General features: G+C 65.1%; 22 protein-coding genes. 18 read left to right on the forward strand and 4 right to left on the reverse strand.

Going from position 1 to position 20,962, the window contains the following annotated elements:
• Positions 1–4: 4 nt before the first annotated feature.
• The 11 genes from AO716_RS16235 (at position 5) to AO716_RS16285 (ending at position 9,800) form a co-directional block, all read left to right on the forward strand.
• Positions 5–952, forward strand: coding sequence for an ABC transporter ATP-binding protein (locus AO716_RS16235; protein ID WP_055242861.1), 948 nt, complete (start codon positions 5–7; stop codon positions 950–952).
• The gene (locus AO716_RS16240) at positions 949–1,803 is read left to right on the forward strand and encodes an ABC transporter permease subunit (protein ID WP_055242863.1); all 855 of its coding nucleotides are present in this window, start codon (positions 949–951) and stop codon (positions 1,801–1,803) included. Before AO716_RS16235 ends, AO716_RS16240 begins: the two co-directional genes overlap by 4 nt.
• 159 nt (positions 1,804–1,962) lie before the next feature.
• Positions 1,963–2,919 (forward strand): ABC transporter ATP-binding protein, encoded by a 957-nt coding sequence (locus AO716_RS16245; protein ID WP_055243028.1) that lies wholly within the window; start codon positions 1,963–1,965, stop codon positions 2,917–2,919.
• Positions 2,916–3,791, forward strand: a complete 876-nt coding sequence (locus AO716_RS16250; protein WP_055242865.1) for an ABC transporter permease — start codon at positions 2,916–2,918, stop codon at positions 3,789–3,791. The genes AO716_RS16245 and AO716_RS16250 overlap by 4 nt, the downstream gene beginning before the upstream one ends.
• A 158-nt stretch (positions 3,792–3,949) precedes the next feature.
• The gene (locus tag AO716_RS16255; protein WP_055242866.1) at positions 3,950–5,224 is read left to right on the forward strand and encodes a M18 family aminopeptidase; all 1,275 of its coding nucleotides are present in this window, start codon (positions 3,950–3,952) and stop codon (positions 5,222–5,224) included.
• Positions 5,225–5,421: 197 nt separating this feature from the next.
• A complete protein-coding gene (gene rpsF, locus AO716_RS16260) occupies positions 5,422–5,727 on the forward strand; it encodes a 30S ribosomal protein S6 (RefSeq protein ID WP_055242868.1) in 306 nt (101 codons plus the stop codon).
• A 67-nt stretch (positions 5,728–5,794) separates the two neighbouring features.
• Positions 5,795–6,346, forward strand: a complete 552-nt coding sequence (locus tag AO716_RS16265) for a single-stranded DNA-binding protein (protein ID WP_055242870.1) — start codon at positions 5,795–5,797, stop codon at positions 6,344–6,346.
• 103 nt (positions 6,347–6,449) lie between these two features.
• Positions 6,450–6,689: a 30S ribosomal protein S18 gene (rpsR, locus tag AO716_RS16270; protein ID WP_003800144.1), complete on the forward strand. Its 240-nt coding sequence runs from the start codon at positions 6,450–6,452 to the stop codon at positions 6,687–6,689.
• Positions 6,690–6,707: 18 nt separating this feature from the next.
• Positions 6,708–7,157 (forward strand): 50S ribosomal protein L9, encoded by a 450-nt coding sequence (gene rplI, locus AO716_RS16275; RefSeq protein ID WP_055242872.1) that lies wholly within the window; start codon positions 6,708–6,710, stop codon positions 7,155–7,157.
• 592 nt (positions 7,158–7,749) lie between these two features.
• Entirely contained in the window at positions 7,750–9,129 is a 1,380-nt protein-coding gene (gene dnaB, locus AO716_RS16280; RefSeq protein ID WP_055242874.1) for a replicative DNA helicase, read from the forward strand.
• A 50-nt stretch (positions 9,130–9,179) separates the two neighbouring features.
• On the forward strand, positions 9,180–9,800 hold the full coding sequence (locus AO716_RS16285) for a hypothetical protein (protein WP_055242876.1): 621 nt from the start codon (positions 9,180–9,182) through the stop codon (positions 9,798–9,800).
• A 4-nt stretch (positions 9,801–9,804) separates the two neighbouring features.
• Here AO716_RS16285 and AO716_RS16290 read toward each other — a convergent pair whose 3' ends face one another.
• Entirely contained in the window at positions 9,805–10,410 is a 606-nt protein-coding gene (locus AO716_RS16290; RefSeq protein WP_055242878.1) for a helix-turn-helix domain-containing protein, read from the reverse strand.
• Positions 10,411–10,537: 127 nt separating this feature from the next.
• On the opposite strand from AO716_RS16290, the gene AO716_RS16295 reads away from it, so the two are divergent.
• On the forward strand, positions 10,538–11,530 hold the full coding sequence (locus AO716_RS16295) for an NAD(P)/FAD-dependent oxidoreductase (protein ID WP_055242880.1): 993 nt from the start codon (positions 10,538–10,540) through the stop codon (positions 11,528–11,530).
• A 28-nt stretch (positions 11,531–11,558) separates the two neighbouring features.
• On the opposite strand, the gene AO716_RS16300 is transcribed toward AO716_RS16295, so the two are convergent.
• The gene (locus AO716_RS16300; protein WP_055242882.1) at positions 11,559–13,589 is read right to left on the reverse strand and encodes an APC family permease; all 2,031 of its coding nucleotides are present in this window, start codon (positions 13,587–13,589) and stop codon (positions 11,559–11,561) included.
• A 416-nt stretch (positions 13,590–14,005) separates the two neighbouring features.
• Here AO716_RS16300 and AO716_RS16305 point away from each other — a divergent pair, with 416 nt between their 5' ends.
• Positions 14,006–14,734: a transglycosylase family protein gene (locus AO716_RS16305; RefSeq protein WP_055242884.1), complete on the forward strand. Its 729-nt coding sequence runs from the start codon at positions 14,006–14,008 to the stop codon at positions 14,732–14,734.
• A 67-nt stretch (positions 14,735–14,801) separates the two neighbouring features.
• Here AO716_RS16305 and AO716_RS16310 read toward each other — a convergent pair whose 3' ends face one another.
• Together AO716_RS16310 and AO716_RS16315 are read right to left on the reverse strand one after the other, a co-directional pair.
• Positions 14,802–15,095, reverse strand: a complete 294-nt coding sequence (locus AO716_RS16310; RefSeq protein WP_235472140.1) for a MoaD/ThiS family protein — start codon at positions 15,093–15,095, stop codon at positions 14,802–14,804.
• Positions 15,092–16,204, reverse strand: a complete 1,113-nt coding sequence (locus tag AO716_RS16315; protein ID WP_200907658.1) for an exo-alpha-sialidase — start codon at positions 16,202–16,204, stop codon at positions 15,092–15,094. Before AO716_RS16315 ends, AO716_RS16310 begins: the two co-directional genes overlap by 4 nt.
• Before the next feature lie 148 nt (positions 16,205–16,352).
• Here AO716_RS16315 and AO716_RS16320 point away from each other — a divergent pair, with 148 nt between their 5' ends.
• The 5 genes from AO716_RS16320 (at position 16,353) to AO716_RS16340 (ending at position 20,952) form a co-directional block, all read left to right on the forward strand.
• Positions 16,353–17,273, forward strand: coding sequence for a DUF4031 domain-containing protein (locus AO716_RS16320; protein ID WP_055242886.1), 921 nt, complete (start codon positions 16,353–16,355; stop codon positions 17,271–17,273).
• The gene (locus AO716_RS16325) at positions 17,266–18,513 is read left to right on the forward strand and encodes an MFS transporter (protein ID WP_235472141.1); all 1,248 of its coding nucleotides are present in this window, start codon (positions 17,266–17,268) and stop codon (positions 18,511–18,513) included. The genes AO716_RS16320 and AO716_RS16325 overlap by 8 nt, the downstream gene beginning before the upstream one ends.
• Positions 18,510–19,871 (forward strand): MATE family efflux transporter, encoded by a 1,362-nt coding sequence (locus tag AO716_RS16330; protein ID WP_055242887.1) that lies wholly within the window; start codon positions 18,510–18,512, stop codon positions 19,869–19,871. The genes AO716_RS16325 and AO716_RS16330 overlap by 4 nt, the downstream gene beginning before the upstream one ends.
• A gap of 52 nt (positions 19,872–19,923) precedes the next feature.
• Positions 19,924–20,514 carry a hypothetical protein gene (locus AO716_RS16335; protein WP_055242889.1) on the forward strand — a complete coding sequence of 197 codons (591 nt, stop codon included), beginning with the start codon at positions 19,924–19,926 and terminating at the stop codon, positions 20,512–20,514.
• Between the two features lie 63 nt (positions 20,515–20,577).
• Positions 20,578–20,952, forward strand: coding sequence for a hypothetical protein (locus tag AO716_RS16340; RefSeq protein ID WP_195840649.1), 375 nt, complete (start codon positions 20,578–20,580; stop codon positions 20,950–20,952).
• The last annotated feature ends 10 nt before the right edge of the window (positions 20,953–20,962 follow it).

The following is a 20,962-nucleotide window of genomic DNA, read 5'->3' on the forward strand; positions in this document are numbered from 1 at the left end:
CCCAATGATCGAGGCGCGCGAACTCGCCAAGCGGTACGGCGGCAAGACTGCCGTGGACGGGGTGAGCTTTTCGGTCCAGCCGGGAAGGGTGACCGGGTTCCTCGGGCCCAACGGTGCCGGAAAATCGACCACCATGCGGCTTATTGTCGGTCTGGACCATCCGACTTCAGGAACAGTGACGGTCAACGGGAAACCGTACGCCAGGCACCGGATGCCGCTGCACGAGGTCGGTGCGCTGCTGGAGGCAAAGGCCGTGCACCCGAGACGGTCGGCATACAACCATCTGCGCGCCCTGGCCGCGACCGAAGGCATTTCCACCAAACGCGTCAACGAGGTCATCGAGCTGACCGGCCTGGGTCCGGTGGCCAGGAAGCGGGTGGGCGGTTTCTCACTCGGTATGGGACAGCGCCTCGGCATTGCCGCGGCCCTGCTGGGGGACCCGCAGACCCTGATCCTGGATGAGCCGGTCAACGGCCTGGACCCGGAAGGCGTGAAGTGGGTGCGCTACCTGGTCAAGGGCCTCGCCGCCGAAGGCCGTACGGTGTTCATCTCCTCCCACCTGATGAGCGAGATGGCCGTCACGGCTGATCACCTGATCGTGATCGGCCGCGGCCGTATCCTGGCCGACGCGCCCATCGAGACAGTCCTCACCGGCGGCCAGGCCGAACGCGTCCTGGTGCGAACGGACGACGCCGACGGCCTGGCAGCCGCTGTAGCCGCTGCGGGGGTGGAGATACGCCGGGAGGCGGCGGACGAGCTGACGGTCCTCGGGCTGTCCGCCCGGAGCATCGCTGAGGCGGCCTTCGCCCGGGGGATCCTTATCACCGGCCTGATCCCGCAGCAGGAAACCCTTGAAGATGCCTACATGGAACTAACCGGCGGCGAGGTCGAATACCAGTCGCAGCAGATCGGCGCGCAGGCGTTCCCGGCCAACGAAGGACAAAGCGAATGAGCACAGCTGCAGCCCCTGGGTCCCGGTCACAGCGATCCTGGGCCGGCCGTCCGGTCACCTTTGGCCGTGTGCTGCGCTCTGAGTGGATCAAGACGGCGACCGTGCCTTCGACCGTCATCCTCCTGGCGGTGAGTTTCGCAGTGATGGTCGGCCTGGGTGCACTGGTCGCCTGGGGGATAGTCCAGCTGGCCAGCGATCCGGAGTCAGGCCCGCCCGAGGGAATCGGCCAGTCTCTGCAGACCGCTGCGTATGACGTTCCATCCGCGGGCCTTCCATTCGGTCAGCTGCTGATCGCTGCACTGGCGGTGGTGCTGATTGGGTCCGAATACACCACCGGAATGATCCGGTCCACCATGGTGGCGGTGCCCACCCGTATTCCCGCACTGCTGGCCAAGACGCTGGTGATAGCCGTCATCTCCTTCCTGGTCGGTGTGCTGGCGGCCTTCACCACCTATCTGCTGGCGCAGCCAATCCTTGGGGGCTCCGATTTGGACTTCGGTCTGGAAGCAGACGGGGTGCTGCCCTCCATCATCAACACAGGGACGGTCCTGGCCCTGATTGCCATCATGGGAGTGGGTATTGGCGCACTCCTGCGCAACACGGCCGGGGGAGTGGTGACCCTGGTGGGCGCGCTGTTTGTCCTGCCCATCATCGCCGGCCTGCTCACCGGCCTGGCGGACTGGGTGGAAGACGCCGCCCGTTTCCTGCCAAGCAGCGCCGCGGGCCAGCTGGTAGCCACGCAGGTCCAGCCCGGTCAGTTCAATCAGGTGGAGGGCGGACTGATCCTCGCGGGATGGGCAGTGGTGCTCCTGGCCGCGGCCATCCTCGTCCTCAGGAAGCGCGATGTTTAGGGCCTCATCCCCTTTGGCGTCAGGGAAATCCCTGAGTCATCCCTAAGGGGGACTCCTGAATTAGCCTGAATCATCCCTAGGAACGGTCCGCTGCAGCACATGGTGCGCATAGTGTGGAGTCACCCCCACGAATTTGTACGCTCCTAGATGAGGATCACCATGATCGAGGCACACGGCCTCTCCAAGCGCTACGGCAGCAAGACCGCGGTCGACAACGTTTCCTTTACTGTCGAACCCGGGAAAGTGACCGGGTTCCTGGGTCCGAACGGCGCCGGCAAGTCCACCACCATGCGGATGATTGTGGGACTTGACCGTCCCACTGCCGGAACCGTCACCATCAACGGCAAGCCCTATGCCAAGCACAAGGCTCCGCTCCACGAGGCAGGTGCGCTGCTGGACGCAAAGGCAGTGCACACCCGCCGGTCGGCCTACAACCACCTGCGGGCCATGGCCGCTACGCACGGCATCTCCAACAAGCGCGTCAACGAAGTCATTGAGCTAACCGGTCTGGAACCGGTTGCCAGGAAGCGCGTCGGCGGGTTCTCGCTGGGTATGGGCCAGCGCCTGGGCATCGCCGTTGCGCTGCTGGGAGATCCCAATACGCTGATCCTGGACGAGCCGGTCAACGGCCTGGATCCCGAGGGCGTGCTCTGGGTCAGGAATCTTGCCCGGGGGCTCGCTTCCGAGGGCCGGACGGTTTTCCTTTCCTCACACCTGATGAGTGAAATGGCTGTTACAGCGGATCACCTGATCGTGATTGGCCGCGGCCGCATCATCGCCAACGCGCCGATTCAGGACATCATCGACGGCGGCGGACGGCAGCGCACCCGGGTGCGCACCGACCACGCTGCGGACCTCCTGCCCGTCCTGGAAGGGCGGGGGGCTGAAATCACCCGCGTTGAAGACGGACTGTTTGAAGTCAGCGGCGCCGATTCACGGTCCATTGCCGAAATCGCGCTGGACCGCAGGATCCTGCTCACCGAACTGACGCCCATCCAGGTTTCCCTTGAGGACGCCTACATGGAACTCACCAGGGACGACGTCGAATACAAGTCACACGGATTTAGCCAGGAACCGGCTTCCGCCGAGCCTGTTGTGGAAGGAACCCGAGCATGAGCACCACATCCGCACCCGCGACCTCCCGCCGGGCGGTCCGCACTGACGGCAGCGGCGTCAACTTTGCCAGGGTCATGCGCTCGGAATGGATCAAGGTAACCACCCTGCCCTCCACCGTCATCCTGCTCTCCGTCACCCTCGTGGTCATGGTCGGCCTGGCCGCGCTGGTGGCTTGGAGCTGGGCCACAACCGCCCAGATGCTCGCGGATGATCCCAGCATGGGACCGGCCATGGGTGTTGGGAACGGCATGGACCTGCAGGCCATGGTCTATGACACCCCTGCATCGGGTGCGCTCTTCGGCCAGCTGCTGATCGCTGCCCTCGCCGTGGTCCTCGTGGCCTCCGAGTACAGTACCGGAATGATCCGCTCCACCATGGTGGCTGTTCCCACCCGCACGCCGGCGCTGCTCGCCAAGGCGATCATCACCGCACTCGTTGCCTTCGTCATCGGAGTCGCCGGAGCCTTTGCCAGTTTCCTGATCAGCCAGCCGCTGCTGGCACCGGAAAACCTGGACTTCGGCCTGGACGCTCCGTGGGTGCTGCCCAGCATCATCAACACCGGAACACTCCTGGCCGGCATCGCGATCATGGGTGTAGCCACCGGGTCGCTGCTTCGCAGCACAGCCGGCGGGGTCGTCACCATTATTGGCGTGCTGTTCGTGCTGCCGGTGATCATCCAGCTGATCTCCGGCCTGGCGGACTGGATTCCGGACGCCGCGCGGTTCCTGCCGAGCAGCGCCGGTTCCCAGCTGGTGGCAACGAATATTGCTGACGGCGCGCTGAACCAGCTCGAAGGCGGACTGGTCCTGGGCGGCTGGGCCGTCCTGCTCCTGATCGTGGCGCTGATCGTCACCAAGCGCCGCGACGTGTAGCACCCCCACACTTCGGTGAAGGCAGAAGCGGAAGAACGGCCGCGGACGCCTTCACCGAACACCTCCCGCAGGATCCCCCGGGCAGCACTGCCCGGGGGATCCTTTTTTGTGCGAAGCAGCGGTTACGCGCCCGCCGCCGGCTCTGGTTGAATCAGAGCATGTCTGACGCACTGGCTCACGTAAAAGACCTCGGCGATTATGTTGCCGCTTCACCCTCCAGCTTCCACGCGGCGCGCACCGCTGCAGACCGGCTTGCAGCTGCCGGATTCACGGAGCTGTCCGAGGACCAGGACTGGCCCACAGCCCCCGGCCGGTACGTCGTGGTCCGTGACGGCGCGTTCATCGCCTGGATCGTTCCCGAAGGAGCCGCTGCCGGCACGGGGTTCAACATCTTCGGCACCCACACTGACTCGCCAACCTTCAAGCTCAAGCCTTCGCCGACTACCGGAAAGTTCGGCTGGCTGCAGGCCGGCGTGGAGGTTTACGGCGGACCGCTGCTGAACTCCTGGCTGGACCGTGAACTGGAGCTCGCCGGACGGCTGGTGACGCTCGACGGCGTCGAGCACCTGGTTGCCACCGGTCCGCTGCTGCGTTTCCCGCAGCTGGCCATTCACCTGGACCGCGCCGTGAACGAAGGCCTGAAGCTGGACAAGCAGCAGCACATGAACCCGGTGTGGGGTCTCGGTGACCCGTCTGCCGCTGACCTGCTGGGCCTGCTCGCCGCCAGCGCAGGCGTGGACCGCGGTGAAATCGGGGGGTACGACGTCGTTGCCGCCGACACCCAGCCCGCACGGGTGTTCGGCGCCGACAGTGAGTTCCTGGCCTCGGGGCGGCTGGACAACCTGTCATCCGTCCACGCCGGACTGCGCGCCCTGGAAGCTGCTGCGGAAACCAAGACCGCCGGATCCATTGCCGTCCTGGCCGCTTTCGACCATGAGGAAGTCGGCAGCGGATCGCGCTCCGGCGCGGCCGGCCCGTTCCTTGAAGACGTGCTGGCCCGGGTCAGCACGGGACTCGGAGCGGACGCAATGCAGGCACAGCGGGCCTTTGCTGCTTCCTTCTGCATTTCTGCCGATGCCGGGCACGCGGTGCATCCCAACTATGCCGAACGGCACGACCCCGCCAACCGGCCTGTCCTGAACGGTGGGCCGCTGCTCAAGATCAACGCCAACCAGCGCTACACCACCGACGCTCCCGGGGCGGCGTACTGGGCAGGACTTTGCCGGGAGGCCGAGGTTCCCTACCAGGAATTCGTGTCCAACAACGCAATTCCCTGCGGTTCAACCATTGGCCCGCTCACGGCAACCCGGTTGGGAATCCGCACCATCGACGTCGGCATTCCGCTGCTTTCGATGCACTCCGCCCGCGAGATGGCCGGCGTCAACGACCCGTTCCACCTTTCCCGCGCCGCAGAGGCCTTCTTTGTCCGCTGACACAAGGGGCGCTGTCCACAGTGGCCGGGCGGTACGGAAAAATCGGATAGGATAGTGGAGTCTGTGCTGTCAGCTCCGGCTGGCAGGCTTTCGGCGTGAGGGGACTCCCCTCGCTGCGCCGGAGCAAAGACAACGCTAAAGAACCTCCTGTTACGGAAAGACCGTGACCGTATAGCCCAAAGGAGGTGGGTTCACAAATGCGTGCTTATGAACTGATGGTAATCATCGACCCCGAGGTCGAAGAGCGTACCGTGGAGCCTTCGCTCGACAAGTTCCTCAACGTTGTCCGCAACGAGGGTGGAACCATCGACAAGGTGGACATCTGGGGTCGTCGCCGCCTGGCCTACGACATCAAGAAGAAGTCCGAAGGCATCTACGCGGTGGTTAACTTCACCGCCAGCCCTGCAGCTGCTGCTGAGCTTGACCGCCAGCTTGGTCTCAACGAGACCATCCTGCGCACCAAGATCATCCGCCCCGAAGACCAGAAGGTTGTTGCCGAGTAATTTCGGTCCACCTTTTATTCGTCAACGAAAGGCCCGGGGAAACGGGCCGAGACACCAGGAGGCATAAATGGCAGGCGAGACAACGATCACCGTGGTCGGCAACCTGACGAATGATCCGGAACTCCGGTTCACCCCGTCCGGTTCAGCAGTGGCGAACTTCACCATTGCCTCGACGCCGCGCACCTTCGACCGGCAGTCCAACGAATGGAAGGACGGCGAAACGCTGTTCCTCCGTGCGTCGGTTTGGCGTGAAGCTGCGGAAAACGTCGCCGAGTCCCTGACCAAGGGAACCCGAGTCGTCTGCCAGGGCCGCCTGAAGTCACGTTCGTACGAGACCAAAGAGGGCGAAAAGCGTACCGTCATGGAGCTTGAGGTCGACGAAATCGGCCCCTCGCTTCGTTACGCGTCCGCGAAGGTCACCCGCACCCAGCGCTCCGGCGGTGGCGGCGGTGGCTTCGGCGGGAACGCCGGCGGCGGCTTCGGCGGCAACTCCAACTCCGGTTGGGGCGGCCAGCAGCAGCAGCAGTCCGCACCTGCGGACGATCCCTGGGGTGCCCCTGCAGGCGGCAACTCAGGCGGCTGGGGAGCCGGCCCGGATTCCAACGATCCGCCCTTCTAAGCAATACCCCTGTGCCGCAAGGCACAACCTCTGACGGCAACCGCCGTCGAGCCCATCCCGTGGAATTGATCCACGGGCTCCACTAGACATAAGGAGCTCCACGATGGCTAAGGCTGAACTTCGCAAGCCCAAACCAAAGTCCAATCCCTTGAAGGCCGCTGACATCACTGTCATCGACTACAAGGACGTAGCATTGCTGCGCAAGTTCATTTCCGACCGCGGAAAGATCCGCGCTCGTCGCGTAACTGGCGTAACCGTGCAGGAACAGCGCAAGATCGCACAGGCAATCAAGAACGCCCGTGAAGTTGCACTCCTGCCTTACTCCGGCGCTGGCCGCGGCTAAAGGAAAGGAACCTAACTCATGGCAAAGCTCATTCTGACCCACGAAGTCACCGGTCTCGGTGCTGCAGGCGACGTTGTTGAGGTGAAGGACGGTTACGCACGTAACTACCTGGTACCCCGCGGCTTCGCTCTCACCTGGACCAAGGGTGGCGAGAAGCAGGTTGAGTCCATCAAGGCTGCCCGCGCTGCGCGCGAGCACGCTTCGCTGGAAGATGCCCAGAAGCAGGCTGCTGCACTCTCCGCCAAGCCGGTCAAGCTGACCGTCAAGGCCGGCGAGTCCGGACGCCTCTTCGGCACGGTCAAGCCCGCTGACGTTGCCGCTGCTGTTGAAGCTGCCGGCCTCGGCAGCATCGACAAGCGCAAGGTTGAACTGCCGACTCACATCAAGTCGGTTGGTTCTTTCCAGGCCAACGTCCGCCTGCACGACGACGTCGCTGCCGTCATCGACCTCGAGGTCGTTGCCAGCTAGTACGCCGCGCACTGCGTGATACACAGCGCCCCCCGCCGTTTCCGGCGGGGGGCGCTGTTGCGTTCGGCACACGTTTAGACCTGGTGAAGGACATTTTTCGGGTCTCATAATCCCAAGCGGGCTTACCAACACAAGTAGTCCCCAGTAGTTCACAGGTATGTGGATATCTGCTGTGGATAATGGTCTCCGTATGCCCATTCCCGTGATCTGTCAACCTGAAGGCTGTGGCTGAATGTTGGGGAAAATAGTTCACTGTGCACAGGTGTGGACGGGTGTTTTGCCTAGTCAGAGTCATATTATGGCAGAAACTAATTTGTTATCCACAGCCTTATGCCCAGCCTGTGCACAAGACACGCCCACTTATGAACAGGCTATCCACAAGGCCTGTGGATAACTCGTTTGTTGAGGGGGCCTCACGGGGCTACGGTTGCGGTGGACTCCCTCATCGGCGCACCGGGAATGGTATCGGCGGGGGCACGGCGGGCAGAAGCCCCATTGTCAGTGCCGTCGGCTAGAACGTAGCCAGCCATACACACCTCCGGATCTGCCTGACGGGACCGGAGATAGAACGTTTTTTGGAAAGGGTGGCCCCGTGTCGCTTGCACATGCGGATTCCGCTGAATCAACCCGCACCTCTGATTTCGGCCGGACTCCGCCGCAGGATCTGGTCGCCGAGCAGTCGGTGCTGGGCGGCATGATGCTCTCCAAGGACGCGATCGCCGACTGCGTGGAAGTCCTCCGCGGCGTCGACTTCTACCGCCCGGCGCACGAAGCCATCTACGAAGCCATCATCGACCTCTACGGCCGCGGCGAGCCTGCCGACGCCGTGACGGTCTCCGATGAGCTCACCAAGCGCGGAGAAATCAGCCGCATCGGCGGCCCCGCGTACCTGCACACGCTCATCCAGTCGGTGCCCACCGCAGCCAACGCCGGCTTCTACGCCGAGATCGTCCGGGAGCGCGCAGTCCTCCGCCGCCTGGTTGATGCTGGCACCAAGATCGTGCAGCTTGGCTACTCCAATGACGGAGAAGTGGACGACCTGGTCAATGCGGCCCAGGCTGAGGTCTACGCCGTGGCTGAGCGCCGAACTGCGGAAGACTACGTACCGCTGAAGGACATTATTGAGGGAACGGTGGACGAAATTGAGTCCGCCGGCCACCGCGGTGAAGGCATGACCGGTGTGCCCACCGGTTTCTATGAACTGGACGAACTCACCCAGGGCCTGCACGGCGGCCAGATGATTGTCATTGCCGCCCGTCCCGCCGTCGGCAAGTCCACGTTCGCCTTGGACTTTGCGCGCTCCGCGGCCATCAAGCACAACATGACCACGGTCTTCTTCTCCCTGGAAATGGGCCGCAACGAAATCGCCATGCGCCTGCTCTCAGCCGAGGCCACAATTGGTCTGCAGGACCTGCGCAAGGGCACCATCAAGGATGAGCAGTGGGGCAAGATCGCCACCACAATGGGCCGCATGAACGATGCGCCGCTCTTCATCGACGACAGCCCGAACATGTCCCTGATGGAAATCCGCGCCAAGTGCCGTCGACTGAAGCAGCGGCATGACCTCAAGCTCGTGGTCCTGGACTACCTGCAGCTGATGTCCTCCGGCAAGCGCGTGGAGTCCCGCCAGCAGGAAGTCTCCGAGTTTTCCCGTGCGCTGAAACTGCTGGCCAAGGAGCTTGAAGTTCCGGTAATCGCCCTCTCGCAGCTGAACCGTGGTTCTGAGCAGCGCACCGACAAGAAGCCCATGGTCTCCGACCTCCGTGAATCCGGCTCCATCGAGCAGGACGCCGACATGGTGATCCTGCTGCACCGTGAGGATATTTACGACAAGGAGTCCCCGCGCGCCGGTGAGGCCGACGTGATCGTGGCCAAGCACCGTAACGGCCCCACGAAGACCATCGTGGTCGGCTTCCAGGGCCACTACTCGCGCTTCTCCAACATGGCGGTCGAGGGCGGCTCCGGCTTCTAGCCTGCACCGCCCGCGTACGCCTTCCCGTTTCCACCACCCCAGGAGCTCCCGTGCCCAAGTCCAAGCCCCGCAAGAAGGCCGTTTCCAAGAAGAAGCAGGCCCGCCGCGCCGAGCATGAGGTCAACGCCATGCTGCGCGGGGAGACCGCATACTTCAGCGACGAGGCAGAGGCACTGCTGGCCGGCCGCGGCTGGATCAGCGAAAGGGACCAGCCCGGGGGAGCCGACCAGGGCGATGCCTGGTACTGGATGCCGTCCCAGCTGCCGGCCTACCTGGAAGAGGGCGAACCGGTACCGACTTCCATCTACCCTTCGTCCGAGACCACGTTCGTCAGCCAGCTGGCAACACCGGACGGCTCCGTGCCGCCCGAGGCCCAGACTGAATATGCGTCCCTGGCGGAACTGGAGGCAGACCTTGACCGGCTGCAGGCGTACCGGGTTCCGGCTGACTCCTGGACGGCCCTGCCCGCCGGAGAGGACGAAACGCCGGCTGATCTCATCGACTCCATCAGCGAGGAGTGGGAACTGATCGCCGAGCTGATTCATTTCCCGTACAGCACTGATCAGGGTCCGCGGTCCTTCGCCGCGGTTGAGCAGGCGGTGCAGGACGGCCGTCTGACCGAATACGCCTACCGCTCCGTCCTGGCCGGCCGCGGAACCCCCGGAGCGTAGCGGGTCAGGAAGGCTCCGGCCGCGGGCGCGGATCTGACGGCCTGGCCCTAACATGGGCTTTTTCGCCCTGCGGCCCGAAAAGCGCCAGGAACTCGACGGCGTCCTGGCCTGCGTTCCCCATCCAGTGCGGAACCCTGGTGTCGAACTCAGCGGCTTCGCCCGCACCCAGGCTCAGTTCCGTGGCGCCCAGCACCAGGCGCAGCCGGCCGCTGAGAACATAAAGCCACTCGTAACCGTCATGCGCCTGCGGAGTAGGTGTGGCAGGCCTTTTCGCCGCCGGAAGGATGTATTTGAAGGCACCGATCCCGCTGGCCTTCTCCGTTAGCGAGATCACTGTTGCGCCACGGTGACGCGTCGTACGCATATTGACCCGCGGGTCCCCGGTCCGCGGACCGCCCACCAGCTCATCCAGGGAAACGCCGTAGGCTCCGGCGAGGGGGAGCAGCAGCTCCAGCGTGGCCCGGCGCTGGCCGCTTTCCAGCCGGGAGAGTGTACTCAGCGAAATGCCGGTTGCCGAGGACACCGCAGTGAGGGTGTGCCCGCGTGAGGTACGCAGCGAACGCAGCCGTGGCCCGATCCCGTCCACGACTGTCCTTACGTCCTGGTTCATAAACCCGATCATGCCATAACAGCAAAACCGGTTGTGTCCCCGGCGGCGGCGCAGAAAACTTGCAGGCAGGAGATCCGGCACCGGGCCGGAGGCAGGTTTTCGGAGGCAGATTGTGAAGGACGGGACTATGACCGGCAACGGGGGCGGCAAGGTGGATTACGACGTCGTTGTGGTGGGCGGTTCCGCCGCCGGGCTGAGCGGCGCACTGGCCCTGTCCCGGGCCAGGAGGAGGGTAGCGGTCGTGGATGCAGGCGAGCCGCGGAACGCCCCGGCGTCGGGTGTGCACAACTACCTGGGCAGGGAAGGTGCCTCTCCCGCGGAGCTGTATGCGGTGGGCCGCGGGGAGGTTGAGGGTTACGGAGGGACCATCGTGGACGGGACCGTGGAATCCGTCCTGCGTGCAGGGGACGGTTCCTTCAGGATTGGGCTGCAGGACGGCACTGTGCTGATCAGCCGGCGTGTCCTCGCCGCTAGTGGAGCGTCCGACGAACTGCCGGACATTCCGGGCCTGGCGGCGCACTGGGGCACGGATGTGCTGCACTGCCCGTATTGCCACGGATGGGAAGCCGGGGGGAAGCGGCTTGGCGTACTGGCCACGCACCTGGACACCGCGGTGCACCAGGCGCTGATGTGGCGGCAGTGGTGCGAAGACATTGTGCTTTTCCTCAACGATGCGGGTGAACCGGATACAGAGCAGTCCCGGCAGCTGGCTGCCCGCGGCATCCGGGTTGTGGACGGTGCCGTTGCCGCAGTTGAGGGCGATGCCGGCCTGACCGGCGTGCGCCTGGCCTCCGGCAAGTTTGTGTCCCGGCAGGCACTGGTGGTGCTGACGCGGCTGCGCGCCCGGGCGGACTACCTCTCCGGAGTGGGTCTGGAAGCGGAGGAACAGTATTTTGGCGACCTCGCCGTCGGGACTGCCGTGGCAGCGGATTCCAGCGGCGTGACATCCGTCCCGGGGATCTTTGCCGCAGGAAACCTGACAGCCCCCATGACTCAGGTCATCGGTGCAGCGTCCGCAGGACTGGCTGCTGCCACCGCCATCAACGCGGAACTGATCGAAGAGGACACCTCCGCCGCTGTAGCTGCGGCCGCACAGCGCGGCGGAATCCTGCAGGGCTGAGGCTCGCGGGTGCTGCACGGCACGCGCGCTACGAGGCGCCGGGCCCCTGCGTGCCGTGCCCGGGCTGCGTACCCTGGGTATCCCGCGCAGCCTGGCGGGACGCGGCTGCTGCATCCTTGCTCGACGCCAGCTGCCACGGCACACTCGCCACCATGATTCCGGGCTCGAAGTGCAGGCGGGCCTTGATGCGCAGGGCCGTCTGGTTGTGTACCAGCTGTTCCCACCAGCGGCCGACGACGTACTCGGGGATGTAGACCACGAAGAGTTCGCGGGGGGAGGAGCGGCGTGCCTCACGCAGGTACGCCAGGACGGGAGACACAGTTTCGCGGTAAGGGGAGGAGAGCACCGTCAGGGGGACCGGGATGCGCAGCCGTTCCCAGTCCTCCACCGTCTTCTGGGTCTCTTCGGGATCCAGGTCGACAATGATGGCGTTGAGGCTGGAAGGACGCGAGGCCCGCGCGTACGCCAGGGCCCGGAGCACCGGCTTGTGGACTTTCGAGACCAGGATGACGGCGTTGACTCGGCTGGGCAGGGCGAGGGCCTCAGGGCTGTCTTCCACCTGCAGCTCCTCGGCCACAGCGGCATAGTGCCTGCGAATGCTGTCCATCACCACGTACAGGAATGCCATGGCTAGCAGGGCGATCCACGCACCATGCTCAAACTTGGTGACCACTACGATCACCAGCACCAGTGCCGTCATGCCAAAACCGCAGGAATTGATGATCCGGGACCGCTGCATCCGCCGGCGGACCTCCGGCTTGCGCTCAGTGCGCAGCTTCGCGGTCCAGTGTCGGATCATGCCCAGCTGGCTGGCCGTGAAGGAAACAAAGACCCCCACGATGTAGAGCTGGATCAGCCGCGTCACATCGGCGTTGAAGACCAGGATCAGCGCCAGGGCCGCCAGGCCGAGCACGATGATTCCGTTGCTGAAAGCCAGCCGGTCACCGCGGGTGCGCATTTGGCGGGGAAGATAGCCGTCCTTTGCCAGGACCGACGCCAGGATGGGGAAACCGTTGAAGGCAGTGTTTGAAGCAAATACCAGAATCAGCCCGGTGGCGGCAATCACCACGTAGAAGAAGAGAGACCCGTCACCAAAGACGGTCTCGGCCAGCTGGCTGATGACCGGATGCTGGATGTAGTCCTGCACAGGAACGCCGTTTTGAAGCAGCTGCGTTGCAGGATCCTGCACAAAATGGACCTTTGTGAGACTGGCCAGGGCCAGGATGCCGGCGAGCATGGCTGCCGCCAGGCCACCAAGGAGCAGCAGTGTGGTGGCGGCATTGCGGCTCTTGGGCTGGCGGAAGGTCGGAACCCCGTTACTGATCGCTTCCACGCCGGTAAGGGCGGCGGCTCCGGAGGAGAAAGCCCGCAGCAGCAGGAAGGCGCCGGCAAGGCCGGTGAGGCCGGCGTCGAGCCCCGCTTCCGGCCGCAGCTCAAACCCCGCCGAGGGCGCCTGTGCCAAGCTGCCGGTTGCGGCCTGGAACAATCCAACGGCACACATTCCCAGTACCGAGACCAGGAAGAGATATGTGGGAACAGCGAAAAGGGAACCGGCTTCCTTCACGCCCCGGAGGTTGACCAGCATCAGGATGATCACCCCGGCTGCCGCCAGCAGGCCCTGCTGTCCGTGGAGAACCGGCACTGCGGTGACCAGGTACTGCGCTGCGGAGGACATCGAGACTGCGACGGTGAGCACGTAGTCCACCAGCAGGGCCGAGCCAACCGTCAGTCCGGCGCGGCGGCCCAGGTTCTCGCTGGCGATCTCGTAATCGCCGCCGCCGGACGGGTAGGCGTGGACGTTCTGGCGGTAGGAGGCAACGACGGTGAGCAGAACCACAATGACTGCAAGGCCCACCCAGGGGGAGAGCGTCACGGCGGCGACCCCGGCCAAAGCCAGCGTCAGGAGGATTTCGTCCGGAGCGTACGCTGCCGAGGACAGTGCGTCCGAGGCATAGACCGGCAGGGCAACACGTTTGCGGAGCAGGGTGCGGGAGAGCTGCTCGTTGCCGTATGGACGCCCCACCAGAATGCGCTTGAGCGCATTGAAGAATGTGAGCACGAGGACAAACCATAGACCGCTTGCAGAACCAAGTCCAGACGCTCAGAAACCGCGTGGAGAACCCCCTGTGGCCAACTGCACATCAGGCCGCTGGATCAGCATTATCATGCCGATCGCGCGGACGATGCCGGGCCGATCACGAAGGTCTCGATTTGATATCGATTTGGGTCTCTCCTAACGTAGTTGCGAGCCCGAATGAAGGGCGGTCGCCGGTTCCCATCAAGCTGAATGATCCGGCCGGCAGGCACCCAATCCGAGAGGTGCTGCCGAAAAGAAATTGCACTGTGCCCCACGCCACCGCACGTCGCCGCTGTGGGAGCACTGATCCTGACCTCTAACAGTCGGGGGCAGGCGACGGCGTTAGGAAGCCCGGGGACGGGCAGAGCGCAGGTGGGTCCCAGGAGCACAAACAGCTAATGAAGAACTCGAAGATCACCCGTAACGTTCGCCGCGGACTTGCCGCCGTAGCCATCACCGGTGCCGGCGCTGCCGGCCTCGCCGGCCTGGCAGCTCCTGCCAACGCAGCCTCCATGGACTGGGACGCGCTGGCACAGTGTGAAAGCGGCGGAAACTGGGGAATCAACACCGGTAACGGATTCTCCGGCGGCCTGCAGTTCACGCCCAGCACCTGGGCAGCCTTCGGCGGCACCGGCGACCCCGCCAACGCCAGCCGTGAACAGCAGATTGCCGTAGCCGAGCGCGTGCTGGCCGAACAGGGCCCCGGCGCCTGGCCTGCCTGCACCGCCAAGCTGGGCATGACCGGTGCCACCGCCAACCCCCAGGCTGCCGCCCCGGTTGAGCAGGCACCCGTAACCGAAACCCCGGTACAGACCTACTCGGCTCCGGTCGAGGCTCCGGCTCCGGCTCCGGCCCCGGTTGAGGCTCCGGCTCCGACCTACACCGCTCCGGTTGAAGCCGCAGCACCGGTAGAGGTGCCGGCTACCTCGCAGGGCCCGGCCGCCGCGGTTCCGGCCCCTGCAGTGAGCGGTGAGACCTACACCGTCCAGGCAGGCGACACCCTGTCCGCCATCGCCGAGAAGCTCGGCATCGAAGGCGGCTGGCAGGCTCTGTACGCAGCCAACACCGGCTCCGTCATCCACCCGGATCTGATCCTGACCGGACAGACCCTGCAGCTGCCTGCCTAATCGGTAAAAAGCAGCGAAAAACGGCCGGACACCCACGGGTGTCCGGCCGTTTTGTGCTATTCCCGCTCTAGCCCCCTGCAATGGACTGCAGGATCATCACCTCGGAGCCGGGGCCCACTGCACTGTGCTGACGGTCCAGCCCGCGGATGTCTTCACCGTCCACGTAAATATTCACGAACCGGCGTACGGTTCCGGTCTCGTCCCGGATGCGCCGTTCCAGGACGGGGAACTTCTCTCCCAGTCCGTCCAAAAGGGAACCAACAGTCAAACCTGCTGTACCCGGAACGCTTAACTCCCGGGTCCCGCCTGCTGCGGGGGCAAGAACGTCCGGCAGCAGGATGCGGACTCCGGCGCCGGTCACGGTTCCGGACTCCCAAGCTGCGCAGCGCGCACACACAGCACGTCCGGCAGATTCGATGCCACAAGGGTGAAAGTCCCGCCCTCATCAGCACTGGCATAGACGTCACCTGCACGGGTTCCGAAGTACACCCCTACAGGTTCAGACGTATCGAGTGCAGCGGCATCGCGCAGCACTGCGTTGTATTCAGACTGTGGCAAGCCGGAATCCAGCCGGGCCCACGTACCGCCCGCGTCCGTACTCCGGTATACAGCCAGTTCCCCGTCCGGCGGGATCCGCTCCCCGTCGGCAACGAGCGGGATGGTCCACACCGTGCCCGAAGTGCGGGGGTGGGCCAGCATCACGAATCCAAAGTCGGCGGGAAGCCCTTCGGCTATTGAGACCCAGGTATCCCCGGAGTCGTCGCTGCGGTACACGCCATGGTGGTTCTGGGCATACAGGCGTGACGGGTCCCCGGCATCGCGGGCCACCTTGTGGACGCACTGGCCGAATTCCGGGTCCGGGTCCGGCAGGAAGTACGCGGAAATCCCCCGGTTGCGGGCAGCCCAGCTGTCTCCGCCGTCATCCGAGCGGTAGACGCCCCCGGAACTGATTGCCACATGCACGGTCTCATCCGCAGGGCTGGGGAGGACAGTATGGGCAGCGGCTCCGCCGTAGCCCTCACCCCAGTCCGGCCGGTGCGGATGGTTCCACAGCGCCTGGTTAAGTTCGAAACTGGTACCGCCGTCCGTGGACTTCCACACCGAGATCGGTTCGCAGCCGGCCCAAACAACATCCGGACGGGCCGCGGAATCCGGCTGCAGCTGCCAGATCCGGCCCAGGGACTCCCCGGATCCGGAAGGAAAAGTAATGGCACCCGCCTCGGGTTCAGTCCACGTTTCACCCAGATCATCCGACATCACCACCGTTGGTCCCCAGTGGGGGGACAACAGCCCTGCCAGGATCCGCGGCGGAGAGTGCCGGCTGTCCAGTGCCACGCTGGCTACCTCGTTCATGAGGAAATAGGGACCGCTGAGCAGCCAGTCAGTCCGGTCATTACTCCTCGCCAGCCACAGGCCCTTGCGCGTGCCGACGGCAAGGATGTTGTCCGTGGTCTGTGTCATGGCAGACATTGGACCACCCGGTGCGCAGCGGGACAAGGGGACTTTGAAAGAAGGGGACTTCCACAGCCGCACGGTGTCCGCCCGCAGCCGGATGGAAATTGTGCGGCAGGTGGGCTAAGGATGGAGGAATGGTCCCAGCACTACCTGTGAGCAACACGTGATTTATATAGACCCGCCGCTCTGGCCTGCCCACGGCACGCACTTCTCCCACCTGGTCTCGGACACCTCGCTGGCGGAACTGCACGAGTTCGCGGCCGCCTCCGGCATTCCGCTCCGGGCCTTCGATCATGACCACTACGACGTACCTCTTCGACGGTATGAAGACCTGGTTGCCTCAGGAGCGAAGCCCGTCGACGGAGGCACCCTGGTTCGTGCCTTGATCACCGGCGGTCTGCGGATCCCTGCGCGTGAACGCGCCGCATCCCTGGTCCACCCGCTGCGCGGGCGCTGGGACACACTGGTACCCGGAGCGGAGGACCTTGGTGCAGAGCTGTTGAACCGGTGGGGTGAACCCCACCGCCGCTATCACGACCGGCGCCACCTGCTGCAGGTGCTTGAGGCGCTGCACAGTCTGGGCTGCGCAGAGCGTCCGGTGCTGCTCGCGGCCTGGTTCCATGACGCGGTATACGACGGCGTTCCCGGCTCTGATGAGGAAGCCTCGGCGGTGCTGGCCGAAGAGCTGCTGCCCCCGGCAGGGGTGCCGGACGCCGAGACCGCGGAAGTCTCCCGGCTGGTCCGCCTGACCGCGGCTCACAATCCGGCTGATGGGGATGAATACGGAAAACTGCTCTGCGACGCCGACTTGGCAGTGCTCGGCAGGGACCGCGCCGCCTATGACCGGTATGCCGCAGATGTGCGGCAGGAATACCGCCACGTGGACGACAACACGTTCCGGGCAGGACGCAGTGCTGTGTTGGAATCCCTGCTGGACCGGGGGAAGGGACTGTTCCGCACAGCCCGGGGCGAAGAGCTTTGGGGCACCGCCGCACGGGCCAACCTGGCCCGCGAACTGGCCTCGCTCGCGGACCGCCGCGCTGACGCCGATCCAGAAAACGGCGTCAGGCCCGCCCGTGGCTGAAGCCGTCGAATTCTCCGGGCACCGGAGGGGGAGCCCGGGGTACCGCGGTGTCCTGGTAGGGCTCGCCGCGGCCGGGATGGCGACTTTCGCACAGCTTTATTCAGTTCAGGGCCTGCTGCCGCAGCTTGCCGGAGACTTCGGCGTCAGCGCCGCCACGGCTGCCCTCAGCGTCTCTGCGGCAACGCTGGGCCTTGCCGTCGCCGTCATACCCTGGTCTGCGGCCGCCGACCGGTTCGGGCGGCTGCCGGTAATGCGCACGGCCATTATTGCTGCCGTCATTCTGGGTCTCCTGGTGCCGCTGGCCACGGACTTCTCCGTACTGCTGGCCCTGAGGTTTGCTGAGGGAGCCGCGCTTGGCGGAATCCCGGCTGTTGCCCTGGCCTACTTGAGCGAGGAAGTCAGCCCGGCACACGCAGCCGTCGCCGCAGGCACCTATGTCTCAGGAACCACCGTTGGCGGGCTGGCTGGACGCATCCTGGCAGCACCGCTGGGTGAATATTCCAATTGGCGCATAGGTGTTGCGGCTGTGAGCCTGCTCGCCGCCGTAGCCGCCGTCGTTTTTATGCTTTCGGCTCCGAAACAGCGCGGCTACGTTCCGCAGCGCAGGGCCGACGGCGGTGCCTCACTGGCTGCCCGCCTCGCCGGAAACCTGCGTTCAGGCCGCCAGTTGGTGCTCTATGCCCAGGCGTTCCTGCTGATGGGCGGATTCGTCGCGGTCTATAACTACCTGGGCTTCCGGCTGGAACTCGCGCCTTTCAACCTGCCTCAGTCCCTCGCCAGCTCCCTGTTCCTGGCGTATCTGGCCGGAACCTGGTCTTCCCGCATCGCAGGGCGGGCCGCCGGCCGGGTACCGGGCGGACGGCGGACGGTGCTGCTGGCCGGCACGGGCGTGATGGCTGCGGGACTTGCCCTGACACTGCTGCAGTCGCTGCCCGCGGTCATCATCGGACTGGTGGTGTTCACCGGCGGTTTCTTTGGTGCGCATGCCGTGGCCTCAGGGTGGGTGCCGGTTATGGCCGCAGGCGGGCGGGCACAGGCCTCCTCGCTGTACAACCTGGCGTATTACGCCGGATCCAGTCTGCTGGGTTGGCTGGCCGGATTCTTCTTCCAGGGAGCAGGCTGGCCCGGCCTGGCCGGTTTCGTTCTTGTCCTGCTGGCTGCCGCAGCTGGTTTGGCCGCGACGCTGCCCGGGCTGAGGCAGCAGGGGAACACGGGCACCGGCCGTAGGCTGGAACCGTGAACACCGGGACACCCGCAGCGAAAAACCGCAGCCTGGGGCAGCAAATCCTGGCACTGGCCCTGCCGGCCCTGGGTGCCCTGATTGCCGAGCCGCTGTTCCTGCTCGCCGATGCTGCCATTGTTGGCCATCTTGGCGTCAACCAGCTCGCCGGCGTCGGACTCGCTTCCACCGTGCTTCAGACAGCGGTTGGACTGATGGTCTTCCTCGCCTACTCGACCACGGGAACGGTAGCCCGGTTCCTGGGCGGCAACCGGCTCCGCGAAGCCGTCGCCGCCGGCAGGGACGGCATTGCGCTGGCAATCCTCCTCGGGGCGGGACTCTCCGCCGCCGGAATCCTGCTGGCGCCCTGGATCGCCTCGGTTCTCGGAGCCGAAGGGGAAGTGCACCAGTACGCAGTGGATTATCTGCGCTGGTCCATGCCGGGCCTCACCGCCATGCTGGTGGTGCTGGCCGCTACCGGTGTGCTGCGCGGGCTGCAGGATACCAGGACCCCGCTCGTAATCGCCGTGGCAGGTTTCAGCATCAACATCGCCCTGAATTTCCTGCTGGTCTACGGGTTCAGCCTTTCGGTGACCGGTGCGGCACTCGGCACCAGCATCAGCCAGTGGGGCATGGCCGCCGCCTATCTGGTCATGGTTGCGCGGATGGCCCGCCGGGAGGGGGTCTCCCTGCGGCCAACCGGTGCCGGGATTAGGGCAGGCGTCCACGTTGGATCATGGCTGATGCTGCGCACAGCGAGCCTGCGGGCAGCCGTACTGGCCGCCGTCGTAGTGGCCACTGCCCAAGGTCCCGTGTCCCTGGCAGCACACCAGCTCGTGATGACCTTCTTTACCTTCCTGGCTTTTGCCCTGGACGCCCTGGCCATCGCGGCGCAGGCCATGATCGGCAAGGAGCTGGGTGCCGGAAACCGGACAATGGCCCGGGACCTGACGCGGAAGATGTCCGCGTGGGGTGTTGGGTTCGGCGTCATAACCGGCGTTCTGCTGGCCCTGGCGGCTCCGTTCGTCGGCTGGATCTTCACGCCGGACCCCGGTGTGCAGCAGGCTCTGACAGCCGGGCTCTGGGTCCTGGCCGCCGCGCAGCCGGTCTGCGGACTGGTCTTCGTTTTGGACGGCGTGCTCATCGGTGCCGGGGATGCGAAATACCTGGCACTGACCGGCGTGCTGAACCTGCTTGCCTACCTGCCCCTGCTCTGGTGGGTGCATGTGTCCGGGCTGGAGGGAGGCAGCGGGATCGCCTGGCTGTGGGCGGCGTTCGGGCTGGGATATATGGCAGCGCGAGCGGTGACTTTGTCCCTCCGCGCCCGCGGCGATGCCTGGATGATCACGGGTTCTGCACCTGTATTGCGGAAGGACTAAGCTAAGGAGCGGCCGAACCGGCCCCCAAGCAACCTGAAAGCGGAGGCTCACCGTGGGCGCACCCCACCCCAAGGCACCCTGGGTTCCGATTCTTCTCCGTTCCGCGATTGCCGCGGTGTACGGAGGAGTGACCATTTTTTGGCAGGAACCCACACTTTCCGTGCTCGCCCTGGCGGGCGGACTGTACCTTCTCCTGACGGGCGTCAGCCTGTGGCGCATGTCGGCGCTGGCCAGGTCCTGCAACGTTCCGCAGGTCCCTGCGGCGCTGCTTGTCTCAGCGGCAGTGTATGCCGTAGCCGGAGTGGTGACAGCGGTTGTCCAGTCGGCCACTGTGTTCGCGTTCGTGGCCGGAGCTGCCCTGCTGGTGGGCGGACTCATCGAATTCGCCTTCTGGTTCCGTGTCCGCAAGGCCTTCACTCCTGCGCGTGACTGGCTCATCACCGGTGCTGCAGCAATTGGCGCAGCCGTGCTGATGCCGGTCTTCCTTTCGCTTGCGGAAAGCAGCCACATCCGTGCCCTGCTGGGCGTCAGCGGCGGCTCCGCCGTCATCATCGCCGTCGTCCTGGCCATCTCCGGACTGGGGCTGCGCCATGACGCCAGCCTGGCGCCGGAGAGCAAGGACGCACGGCAGGCCGTAAACTAGTAGCATCCGCGGCTTCTACCTCAGGTAGAAGACCGCCCAGCCGACAACGCAGGAGGACAGATAGTGGCGAAGAGCCAGCCCGGTGGGACGCAGAAACGGAATTCCGTGAAGGCCCCGCTGGTTTTCTCCGCAGTCCTGGCAGTCATTGCCGGCATCACCACCATGATCTTCGCCACCGGCGGAGCTACCAAGGAGCTGAGGCTGGACCTCGGACTCACGGCGGCCGGGATTGCGTTCATCGCATCGCTGCTGATTTCCTCGCTCCTGCTGATGACCGAGAAGCCAAACCCGGACCACCTCAGCGAAGGTTCGGGTGTGAACCGTGCTTCGGCGAAGATCCCCGGCGGAGCCGGCAGTGTTGGAGCCCCTGCCCGCAGGCAGGAAACCTCCGAAGACGGCGAATCCACGCCGGGCGATTCCCGGGACGGCAACGCCTAACCTGCCCGCA

The sequence above is a fragment of the Arthrobacter sp. Edens01 genome, from assembly GCF_001307035.1.
Taxonomy (GTDB): Bacteria; Actinomycetota; Actinomycetes; order Actinomycetales; family Micrococcaceae; genus Arthrobacter_B.